Source organism: Actinobacillus minor NM305 (assembly GCF_000175195.1).
GTDB lineage: Bacteria > Pseudomonadota > Gammaproteobacteria > Enterobacterales > Pasteurellaceae > Haemophilus_A > Haemophilus_A minor.
Map to the genome: position 1 here is coordinate 1 of NZ_ACQL01000143.1, position 11,838 is coordinate 11,838.

Here is an 11,838-nt window from a genome sequence, read left to right on the forward strand (position 1 = left end):
AATTTGATGGCGGAGGAAGTGAGATTCGAACTCACGGAGGGCGTAAACCCTCGCCGGTTTTCAAGACCGGTGCCTTCAACCACTCGACCATTCCTCCGTGATTGATGAGTGAAATAATAATATAGATTTTTCTTCTCGTAAATGAAAATTCGAGCAATTTCGCTTAATCGAGTTTTTTTTATTCATCTCGGGAGTTTTTTAAGCAAAACTTAACCACTTAGATTTATATTTTCTCGTTTTATTTATTGCCCGAATTCTACTTATTTTGTCAAATTCGGGCATTTATTTTTCCTTATTTATCTCTACAAGCGGTCTATTTTGTGATTTATTTCACAAATTTTTAACAATCATTTAAAAAACATTGCATTTGTCTGTTTCTTGCGGATAAATAGAACAACCCAATTGATAAACCAAAACCATAAGGGGAATTCTATGAAAACATTGCCAATGTACATTAATGGTGAATTTGTGATTTCAAATAGCGGTAAAACCTTTGAGGTGTTAAATCCGGCGACAGAAGAAATCATCGGCGTGATTACCAAAGGTACCGTTGCCGATGCACAGGCTGCGATTGATGCTGCAGAGGCGGCACAAGATGCGTGGGCAGCATTACCTGCCATTCAACGTGCCGGCTATTTGCGTAAAATTGCCGAAGGTATCCGTGGAAGAGCCGAAGAAATTGCTAAAGTCATTTCGTCAGAAATGGGAAAAATCTTACCGCTTGCACGTGTTGAAGTGAATTTTACCGCAGATTATATTGACTATATGGCGGAATGGGCACGCCGCTATGAAGGCGAAATTATCCAAAGCGATCGTCCAAATGAGCATATTCTCTTATACAAAAAACCGATTGGTGTAACCACCGGTATTCTTCCTTGGAACTTCCCGTTCTTCCTTATCGCTCGCAAAATGGCACCGGCATTGGTGACAGGGAATACTATTGTCTTAAAACCAAGTGTGGATTCGCCAATCAATGCAGTATTATTCTCTGAAGTGGTACATAGTGTCGGGTTGCCGAAAGGGGTCTTTAACGTCGTTCACGGCTCAGGTGCTGATGTAGGTAACGAGCTGGCGGCAAACCCTAAAGTGGGCTTAATTTCTCTCACAGGAAGTGAACCGGCAGGACGTAAAGTGATGGAGGCGGCAAGCCAAAACATCACGAAGGTTAATCTTGAACTAGGCGGTAAAGCACCTGCTATTGTCTTTGCTGATGCTGATTTAGACTTAGCAGCCAATGCGATTGTTGCCTCTCGAGTCATCAACTCTGGGCAAGTCTGTAACTGTGCGGAACGGGTTTATGTTCAACGTGAGGTAAAAGATCAATTTGTGACAAAATTGGTAGAACGTATGCAAAAAGTTCGTTCAGGTAATCCATTAGAAGATGAAACCTTAGATATGGGACCAATGGTAAACAAACAAGGTTTAGATCACGCACAAGCGATGGTACAAGCGGCTGTTCAAGCCGGTGGACGAGTGCTAACCGGCGGTAAAGCAGTGGAAGGCAAAGGTTACTATTTTGAACCAACCGTCATTGATAATGTGGATAACAGTATGGATATTCTCCGTTCTGAAATTTTTGCTCCAGTTATCCCTGTTGCAACTTTTGATACCGTTGATGAAGTGATTGCGCTAGCAAATGACTGTGAATATGGCTTAACCTCTTCCGTTTACACACAAAATATCAACAAAGCGATGAAAGTGGTTTCACGTTTAAAATTTGGCGAAACCTATGTAAACCGTGAGAACTTTGAAGCAATGCAAGGCTTCCACGCCGGTTGGCGTAAATCCGGTATTGGGGGTGCTGATGGTAAACATGGTTTAGAAGAATATTTGCAAACGCACGTGGTGTATTTGCAATATGATGAAAAGGTGTAATTGATCTTTTCCCTCCCTCAGGGCTTTGCCCAGCTCCCTCCGAAAACGGAGGGAGCAAAGAAAAAAACTACTTCGCTAACGCCATAGCTAATAAAGTAAACGGATGTAAACACGTAACATTGCTTGACATATCGATCTGCCATTTACAAGTTTGGCATTCCGAAATCACGTAGTCAGCACCGCTTTCGTTGATAGCTTCAAAGAGTGTTTTACCAATAGCTTGTGAGCTTTCATAGTTTTCTGCTTTAAAGCCGTATGTACCGGCAATACCACAACATTGAGATGGTAGCACCACCACTTCAACCCCAGGGATCTGTTTCAGAATCTCAAGCGTATAAGGTGCCCAACCGGCTTTTTCTACGTGGCAAGCGGTATGATAAGCGACTTTCAGATTGAGCGGTTTAAGCGGTAATTTTTTCCCTTGTTGTAGCAATTTATAGAGATAAACCGTTGCCAAATGAATATGTGGGCGTACTTTAGCGTTATCGACACCTAAAATATGATGATATTCATCTCGTAAATTCAATGTGCAACTTGACGCCTCGCCAATCACATCTAAGCCGTTTTCATCAACCATTTTGCCAATGTAATCGGTATTAAATTGCGCAATTTTTTTCGCTCGCTCAGGGAAGCTATTTACCATTAACGGTAAACCGCAGCATTTCTCTTTCTCAAGCAAAACGACACCGATATTTAAGGCATTAAAGACCTCGATCACTTCTTTACCTAACTGTGGATTGTTGTAGTTCACATAACAGCCGTGGTAGTAAGCAATTTTATCGGTATATTTGGCTTGCTCCGCCATCATTTTTTTCTGGTACCAATTACGGAATGTACCAAATGCATATTTTGGTAATTGGCGGTGTTTACTTACCCCAATCGTTTTTTCAAGTAAGAACTTCGTTGCTTTTAAGCCCGTAATGGTATTCACAATCGGCGCTAATGGCGTATTCATCGTTCCCATAATGTCGGTATTACTTAAAATCGCATCACGGAATTTATGAACAAGCGGTTTATTTTGGCGATCCATATGCGAATTTCTGGCTCGTACGATAATATCGCCAATTTTAACATCTGAAGGGCAAGCCACTTCGCAACGCTTACAGTTTAAGCAGTATTTCAATGCTTCATCATAGAAGTTCTCGCTTTTTAGGCGTAAACGTTCGCCATCGGGACCAGACTGTTTAGGCCCCGGGTAAAACGGATTAACTTTAGTAACCGGACACACGGCGGTACACGCTGTACATTTCAAACAGCTCTCAAAACTCGGGTCAAAATATTGATGCGAAACAGGCTCTTGCATCTCTTTTTTCGCATTATTGATTAAATCCATAATACTCATTTTGCTGCTCCTATTTGCTCTGCTACGGTAAGCGCTGTCACAATCGCAACGCCTGAACCACAACCTAATTCAATACCGTTATACCCACCAATCACGCTCCCTACCGCATATAAATTCTCGATAGTTTCGCCTGCTTTTTGGACTTGGCAATCTCCGTTGATCACAACGCCCGCCGATTGATAAGGCTGTGGCGAAGCGAAGCGGTTATATGTCCATGTTAAGCGGTCTGATTTATCAAATGTTTTGCTATTTAAAATATCCGCCTCAAAAACGGGTTCATAAACACGTTCAAACTCGCCCACTAAACCATTGCTAAAGAACGATCCTGAAGCCAAGACAAAATGTTCAGCCCCGATAGGGTCATCTTCATGCAATGAAGTAAAGATGTGTTTCACTTTACCTGCTTCAAAAGTTGCACTTAACGCTTTATCGCCGTTAATCATCAACCCACCTAAACTTTCAAAATAGTGGCGAAGTTGTTTACGTTGGCGACCACCTAATAATGAAGGCGGTAACGTTGGTAATTCGTATAATGATAAACGTGTCGCTTCTTTTAGTCCGTTGAAGAAACTTTGATCGTCCAAACCAAAACATGCCGGTAAGAAGACGGCATCCGCCCCTTTAGCTTTTTGTTTAATCTCTTGGACTAATTCATTAAATGATAATTTGTGTTCTAATAATTGGGCAATGTTCACACTACGGAACTCACGGCTATTTTCACGCAAATAATCTAGTTCTGGAATGTTCAAATAATCGATCGTTAGTTCACAATGCGTAAATTGCGGTTGGCGTTTCAAGTTATCCGCTAAAAGCTGTGGTTGGAAGTCGTGGTAACCTTCAATCCCTAAAATGGCGATCTTCTGATGCGTAAAAGGCGCACAGCCTTCTAACATTGGTACGCTATTTGGCGATAGCCACGTACGGCGTAAACCGCCTAATGGGGTAACTTTCGTATGATTATGTGTTGTAGAACCAATTAAATCTAAACGCAATTTTTTTGCCAGTTGTTCAAACTGCTGTGCTTTAGCTAATACTCGCTCTTTTCCAATCAAGCTATAAGGATGTTCCGGTGCTTGTTGGCTTAATTCATCTAACGCTTGGTAAACATTTTCAACTTTTTGACCGCTTGGAAGCTGGGAAAGTAAATCCATTGAGCCTGAAGCAAAATCAATGGCTGCTTGTCCATTATTGATGATCGCACAACGTTTTCCTTGTTCTTGTAGTGCAATGCCACAAGTCAGCCCGGCTAAACCGCCGCCAATAATGACTACATCAAAATTCATTGCTATTCACTCCCTCTGTTTCAGATTGTTGAACATCATTTAAGCCTAACAATCCATAATAAATCCAACTGGTGAACTCCGCTTCACGCATTGCATCGCCCCACATAATCGGTTGAATACCACGCCAGCGTTCTTCCATAAAGGAGGCTAATTGCGTAATAGATTGTGTTGGTGTTGCAACATTAAAGCGATTCATTAAGCCAGCGGCTCGGCATGCACAAAGCTCTGCTTGGCATGTTCCCATACCTACACGAGTACGGCGGCGTAAGTCCACAAGATTACTTACATTCAGTTCTTCAACAGCATAGCGAACTTCGCCTGCGGTAACGGCTTCACATTCACACACAAGCGTTTTATCTAAACGTTCTTTTTCAAGCAAACGTAATGCACGAGAACCGTGGCGATACACTGCTGAATGGCGAATCGTATTTGGGAGTGAAATAATTTTTTGGCTGGTTTCTTCACGACTTTCATTTGAACCCGGTAATGGGCGTTCCGCTGTGGTACAGCGGTCGGATTTATTTAATTTTTTGCAAACTAAATCGGTCGCCCATTCTGCCATTAAACGATAGGTCATGAGCTTACCACCCGTAATGGTAATAAAACCGTCTAAGCCATCACGTTCAGCGTGGTCGAGTAACACAATACCACGGCTAACATTACGACCAGACGGATCATCATCTGTCGCAACCAATGGACGAACGCCGGCATAGGCTCTTAACACACGGGTATGACGAAGGCTTGGCGCGAGTTTTTCCCCTTCACGGAATAAGATATCTACTTCTTCAGGCGTCACTTCCATATTATCAATTTGATCATACGGAATTCGGCTAGAGGTTGTTCCGATCACACAAATGGTATCGCCCGGCACCAAAATATCGGCATCAGCAGGCTTACGGCAACGGTTAATCACCATATTGTTGATACGGTGCCCCATCACGAGTAACGCCCCTTTTGCCGGGAACATTTTGATTTTGAGGTCGGCATATTCTGCAATACCTTGCCCCCAAATACCGCCGGCATTAACCACAACAGGGGCAAAGAATTGGCGTTCAACTTGATTTTTATGATCGAAAACGTTTACACCAATAACTTTGCCACCTTCACGAATAAGCCCTTTTACTTCGCAATAGGTAAAAACTTTAGCACCATGTTCAGTCGCATCTAGCATATTTGAGGCTGTTAAACGGAAAGGGTCAATCGAACCATCAGGCACCACAACAGCACCAACTAAATTTGGGTTTACCGAAGGCTCCATAAATTTTGCAAGATCCGGCTCAATGGCGACCGCTTCAATGCCTGATGCGGTACAAGAATCAATAAAGGTTTTTTGGAAATTTAAATCATCTTCCGGCAATGTAATAAATAGCCCTTTTGTATCATCAATACAATGACGGGCTATTTGCTTGAGAATCATATTTTCTTTAATACATTCTTCTGCAGATTCTCGGTCATTTACCGCATAACGCGCACCACTATGTAATAAACCATGATTTCGTCCTGTTGCGCCAGTTGCAATATCACGGCGTTCCAGTAATACACAATCAATACCACGCAAAGCACAATCTCGAGCAATCCCTGCACCTGTTGCGCCCCCACCGATAATAATGACATCGGTACTTATCGGCGAAAAATCTGCCGCATTTTGATACATTCGAGGTGATATAGGCATAACACACTCTCCCACAATAAATAATATAATTAAAACTGCGTATATTTTAAAAAACACAATTATTTACATCAAGGAAATTAAAAAAAGATTTTTTATTTTGTGAACCAGATCACAAATATAATTAAATCCTCTTTCATCTATTTTTATTTCATATATTATGCAGCAACATTTAATATAAAAATATTAAATTAGTTTGAAACTTAATCAAAATAATAAATTTGGAGTATTTTATGTTTGGTCCATTTAAACCAGCTCCCCATATTGCGGAGCTTCCGGCAGATAAAATAGATCCTACATACCGCCGCCTTCGTTGGCAGGTATTTGCTGGGATTTTCTTTGGTTATGCGGCTTATTATTTCGTACGTGCGAATTTCGACTTAGCACAAAAAGGGTTAATCGAAGCAGGTATGTACACAAAAGCAGAACTCGGTGTGATCGGTACTGCGGCAGGTTTAGCTTATGGTTTGTCTAAATTCTTTATGGCAACCATTTCAGACCGTTCAAATCCACGTGTATTCTTACCGTTTGGTTTGTTACTTTCCGGTCTTTGTATGACCATGATGGGGTTAATGCCATGGGCAACCTCTGGCATTTTAGTCATGTGGGTACTCATCTTCTTAAATGGTTGGTTCCAAGGTATGGGTTGGCCTCCATGCGGACGTACGATGGTTCACTGGTGGTCTAAATCAGAACGTGGAACAATCGTATCTATTTGGAATACCGCTCACAACTTAGGGGGTATGGTTCCAGGTGCGATGGTACTACTTGCGAGTGCAATTTACTTTAGCACACACGGTGTAGAAGCAACCGCTAAAGATGTATGGCAACAAGCATTGTACTACCCGGGTATTGCAGCAATGATTGCCGCTATTCCTATCTACTTAGTGATGCGCGATACTCCGCAATCTTGTGGTTTACCGCCAGTTGAAAAATGGCGTAACGACTATCCGGATGACTATAATGAAAAAACTTACGAACACGATTTAACCACAAAAGAAATTTTAGTTACCTACGTGTTAAAAAATAAATTGTTATGGTACATCGCAATCGCTAACGTATTCGTTTACTTAATCCGCTATGGTGTATTGAAATGGTCACCGGTTTACCTTGGCGAAGTAAAACACTTCAACATCAAAGGTACTGCTTGGGCATACACCATCTATGAATTAGCTGCAATCCCAGGTACATTACTCTGTGGTTGGGTATCTGACAAATTATTCAAAGGTAAACGTGGTTTAACAGGCTTCATCTTTATGATCCTTACCACCGCAGCAGTAGTTGCATTATGGATGAACCCAGCAACACCAGAAGCAGAACTTACACAATACGCAGGCAAAGGCTGGTATGAAAACCCATATCAATTAATGGACTTCATCTTAATGACCACAATCGGCTTCTTAATCTACGGCCCAGTAATGTTAATCGGCTTACACGCTCTTGAACTTGCACCGAAAAAAGCAGCAGGTACAGCAGCAGGTTTCACAGGCTTATTTGGTTACTTAGGTGGTACAGTATCTGCATCAGCAGTCGTTGGTTGGGCAGCAGAATACTACGGCTGGGACGGTGGCTTCTATGTCATGACCACAGGTGGTGTGTTAGCGATATTACTCATGCTTATCGTGATGCTTGAAGAAGGTAAACATAAAGCAAATCTTGAAGACAGCTACGGTAAATAATTATTAACTACCTAAAAGGAAGAACATTTGTTCTTCCTTTTTTATCAATTATCAACAACAAAAATAAAGGAACATCTATGAAATTCACAAAATTTGCATTAGGTTTAGTCGCAACAGCAGTATTAGCAGGTTGCTCAACATCAACCCCAGTCGCAACACAATCAGATAAATTGATTATCGCTCACCGTGGTGCAAGTGGTTATTTACCAGAACATACTTTAGAAAGTAAAGCTCTAGCCTTTGGGCAACAAGCGGATTATTTAGAGCAAGATCTTGCAATGACCAAAGATAATCGCCTCGTGGTTATTCACGACCATTTCCTTGATGGTTTAACCGATGTCGCGAAAAAATTCCCAAATCGTGCGAGAAAAGATGGGCGTTATTATGTGGCGGATTTCACGTTAAAAGAAATCCAAACCCTTGAAATGACCGAAAACTTCAAAGTAGAAGATGGCAAACAAGTTCAAGTCTATCCAAACCGCTTCCCAATGTGGAAATCTGATTTCAAAATTCACACCTTTGAAGACGAAATTGAATTTATCCAAGGCTTAGAAAAATCCACCGGCAAAAAAATCGGTATCTACCCTGAAATCAAAGCTCCTTGGTTACATCACCAAGAAGGCAAAGACATTGCATTAGAAACCTTAAAAGTGTTGAAAAAATACGGTTATGACCAAAAATCAGACCTTGTTTATCTACAAACCTTTGACTTCAATGAGTTAAAACGTATTAAAACAGAATTGCTACCAAAACTTGGTATGGACGTGAAACTTGTACAATTAGTGGCTTACACTGACTGGCACGAAACGGAAGAAAAAGACAAATCAGGTAAATGGGTAAATTACAACTACGACTGGATGTTTAAACCAGGTGCGATGGCAGAAGTAGCGAAATACGCAGACGGCGTTGGACCAGGTTGGTATATGCTGATTGACGACAAACAATCTAAAAAAGGAAACATTGTTTATACTCCATTAGTTAAAGAGTTAGCCCAATATAAAATGGAACTTCATCCATACACCGTACGTAAAGATGCACTACCTGAGTTCTTTACCAACGTAAATGAAATGTATGATGCTTTATTAAATAAAGCAGGTGCAACGGGAGTATTTACGGACTTCCCTGATACGGGTGTTGAATTCTTAAAAAAGAATAAATAAAAATATATTTTTAATCATTTACTTAAGGGTGCATAAAAAGCGCCCTTCTTGTTTAAAAAAAGAACTTGCTTGTTGTTTTTTTGTTAATTGTTATTCTCATCATTTTATAAGTAAAAAATATTGTGAACCACTTCACAAATCTATATTTAATCGTTTGCGAAATTTTTTGATTTATTTATATTTCACCTCGAAAAATGTTATTTTTCAATTCACGATCAATGATTTCATTCCTGAGGGGGAATATATGGATAGATCATTAAAAGCAGCTTGTATCGGTGAGTTTATTGGTACAGGTTTAATTATTTTCTTTGGGGTAGGATGTGTCGCAGCTGCACAATTAGCTGGTGCCACATTCGGTTTGTGGGAAATTTCAATTATGTGGGGCGTAGGGGTTGCCTTAGCAGTATATACAACAGCAGGGGTATCAGGCGCTCATTTAAATCCAGCCGTTACCTTAGCACTTTGGAAATTTGCCTGCTTTGATGGCAAAAAAGTCGTACCTTATATCATCTCTCAATTCTTAGGCGCATTTTGTGCTGCCGCTCTTGTTTACTTCCTGTATAAAGATCTCTTTGCTGCAGCAGAAGCTGCTCAAAATATCGTTCGAGGAGAAACCGTTGGATTTGCTGGCGTATTTTCTACCTACCCAAATGCCCACATTAGTGTAGCTCAAGCTTTCTGCGTTGAAGTAGTCATCACTATGGCGTTAATGGCATTAATTCTAGCCCTTACTGATGATGGTAATGGTGTTCCAAAAGGCGCAATGGCTCCTCTTTTAATCGGCTTATTGATTGCTGCTATCGGTGGCGCATTTGGGCCATTAACAGGTTTTGCGATGAACCCTGCTCGTGACTTCGGTCCAAAAATGTTTGCATTCTTAGCAGGTTGGGGAGATATCGCTTTTACGGGTGCTCGTGATATCCCTTATTTCCTTGTACCGATTTTTGGTCCTATTGTCGGAGCATTATTAGGTGCTTGGGGTTATCGCCGTTTTATTGCGAAAAACCTACCGTGCAATTGTGAAAAATAACAAACTCACTTAATTCCAACAAACAATGGAGATATAACCATGTCTGACAAAAAATATATCATTGCATTAGACCAAGGAACAACAAGTTCTCGTGCCGTTTTATTAGATAAAGATGCGAATATTGTCGAAGTCGCACAACGTGAATTTACTCAATACTACCCAAAAGCAGGTTGGGTAGAACACAATCCAATGGAAATTTGGTCTAGCCAAAGTTCTGTATTAAATGAGGTAGTTGCAAAAGCAGGAATAAAACCTGATGAAATCGCAGGGATCGGGATTACCAACCAACGTGAAACCACCATTGTTTGGGAAAAAGAAACCGGTAAGCCCGTTTACAACGCGATTGTATGGCAATGTCGCCGTACTTCTCCAATTACTGATCAGCTTAAAGCCGATGGGCATGAAGAATATATCCGTAAAACCACAGGGTTAGTGGTAGACCCTTACTTCTCTGGAACTAAAGTTAAATGGATTTTAGATAATGTTGAAGGTGCTCGTGAAAAAGCAGAACGAGGCGAATTACTATTCGGTACAGTAGATACTTGGTTAGTGTGGAAATTAACGCAAGGTCGTGTACATGTCACAGACTACACCAATGCCTCACGCACCATGTTATTTAACATTCATACCAAACAGTGGGATGATAAAATGCTTGAGCTTTTAAATGTTCCTCGTTCAATGTTACCGGAAGTGCGTAACTCATCTGAAATTTATGGTCAAACAAACATTGGTGGACAAGGTGGTGTTCGTATTCCTGTGGCAGGTATCGCTGGCGACCAACAAGCGGCACTTTATGGTCACTTATGTGTAAATGCCGGTCAAGCCAAAAATACTTATGGTACAGGCTGCTTTATGTTACTCCATACTGGCGATAAAGCGATTGAATCGAAAAATGGTTTATTAACCACCATTGCTTGTAACGCCAAAGGTGAACCTGAATACGCATTAGAAGGCTCTGTATTCATTGCAGGAGCTTCTATTCAATGGTTACGTGATGAATTGAAAATTGTTCACGACAGCTTCGACTCAGAATACTTTGCAACCAAAGTTCCTGATTGTAACGGTGTTTATGTTGTACCAGCCTTCACAGGTTTAGGTGCACCATATTGGGATCCATATGCTCGAGGTGCGATTTTTGGCTTATCTCGTGGTGCAAATCGCAACCACATCGTACGTGCAACATTGGAGTCTATCGCTTATCAAACCCGTGATGTATTAGAAGCCATGCAATCTGATTCAGGCGAAAAACTTAAAGCATTACGTGTAGATGGTGGTGCAACAGCAAATAACTTCTTAATGCAATTCCAAGCGGATATTCTCAACACTTATGTAGAACGACCACTTGTACGTGAAGTTACGGCCTTAGGTGCCGCATATTTAGCCGGCTTAGCAACCGGTTTCTGGAAAGATTTGGAAGAATTACGCGACAAAGCTATTGTCGAGAAAACATTCTTACCGGATAACAATGAAGAGAAACGTGAGCGCCGTTATAAAGGTTGGAAAAAAGCGGCTAAACGTTCGCTTGAATGGGCAAAAGAGGATGCAGAATAATTTACGCTTAACATCCTAAAATAGACAAGCGGTCGGAATATGTAAATAAATGACAAAATCTGACCGCTTGATTTATGATTTGGCATAGTAGACAAAATAATTCACATTGTTTCATGTAATTAGAGCTGTATTGCAAGCAGTGGGATATCGAGAGGGATTTGCAAATTTTCTTTCACATCCCATCGCTTGTCACTGCTGGCGCTGCACTAGGCTATAAATGCAAAACCCTGAGCCTATCTCTAAGCTCAG

General features: G+C 41.1%; 8 protein-coding genes and 1 tRNA gene. 5 read left to right on the plus strand and 4 right to left on the minus strand.

What is annotated here, in order from left to right; all coding sequences use genetic code 11:
* Positions 1 to 7: 7 nt before the first annotated feature.
* Positions 8 to 97, minus strand: a tRNA-Ser gene (locus tag AM305_RS10235).
* A 335-nt stretch (positions 98 to 432) separates the two neighbouring features.
* Here AM305_RS10235 and aldA point away from each other — a divergent pair.
* Entirely contained in the window at positions 433 to 1,875 is a 1,443-nt protein-coding gene (aldA, locus tag AM305_RS10240) for an aldehyde dehydrogenase (RefSeq protein WP_005825776.1), read from the plus strand.
* A 67-nt stretch (positions 1,876 to 1,942) separates the two neighbouring features.
* Here aldA and glpC read toward each other — a convergent pair whose 3' ends face one another.
* Genes glpC through glpA form a run of 3 tightly spaced genes read right to left on the minus strand, consistent with a single transcriptional unit; the run spans position 1,943 to position 6,154 of the window.
* Positions 1,943 to 3,217 carry an anaerobic glycerol-3-phosphate dehydrogenase subunit GlpC gene (glpC, locus tag AM305_RS10245; protein ID WP_005825778.1) on the minus strand — a complete coding sequence of 425 codons (1,275 nt, stop codon included), beginning with the start codon at positions 3,215 to 3,217 and terminating at the stop codon, positions 1,943 to 1,945.
* Positions 3,214 to 4,500, minus strand: a complete 1,287-nt coding sequence (gene glpB, locus AM305_RS10250) for a glycerol-3-phosphate dehydrogenase subunit GlpB (RefSeq protein WP_005825780.1) — start codon at positions 4,498 to 4,500, stop codon at positions 3,214 to 3,216. Before glpB ends, glpC begins: the two co-directional genes overlap by 4 nt.
* Entirely contained in the window at positions 4,490 to 6,154 is a 1,665-nt protein-coding gene (gene glpA / locus AM305_RS10255) for an anaerobic glycerol-3-phosphate dehydrogenase subunit A (protein WP_193594298.1), read from the minus strand. Before glpA ends, glpB begins: the two co-directional genes overlap by 11 nt.
* Positions 6,155 to 6,402: 248 nt before the next feature.
* On the opposite strand from glpA, the gene glpT reads away from it, so the two are divergent.
* From glpT to glpK, 4 genes are all read left to right on the plus strand, one after another.
* Positions 6,403 to 7,848 carry a glycerol-3-phosphate transporter gene (glpT, locus tag AM305_RS10260; RefSeq protein ID WP_005825783.1) on the plus strand — a complete coding sequence of 482 codons (1,446 nt, stop codon included), beginning with the start codon at positions 6,403 to 6,405 and terminating at the stop codon, positions 7,846 to 7,848.
* 77 nt (positions 7,849 to 7,925) lie between these two features.
* Positions 7,926 to 9,008 (plus strand): glycerophosphodiester phosphodiesterase, encoded by a 1,083-nt coding sequence (glpQ, locus tag AM305_RS10265; RefSeq protein WP_005825784.1) that lies wholly within the window; start codon positions 7,926 to 7,928, stop codon positions 9,006 to 9,008.
* A gap of 244 nt (positions 9,009 to 9,252) precedes the next feature.
* On the plus strand, positions 9,253 to 10,038 hold the full coding sequence (locus tag AM305_RS10270; protein ID WP_005825786.1) for an MIP/aquaporin family protein: 786 nt from the start codon (positions 9,253 to 9,255) through the stop codon (positions 10,036 to 10,038).
* A gap of 39 nt (positions 10,039 to 10,077) precedes the next feature.
* Positions 10,078 to 11,589: a glycerol kinase GlpK gene (glpK, locus tag AM305_RS10275; RefSeq protein WP_005825787.1), complete on the plus strand. Its 1,512-nt coding sequence runs from the start codon at positions 10,078 to 10,080 to the stop codon at positions 11,587 to 11,589.
* Positions 11,590 to 11,838: the final 249 nt, after the last annotated feature.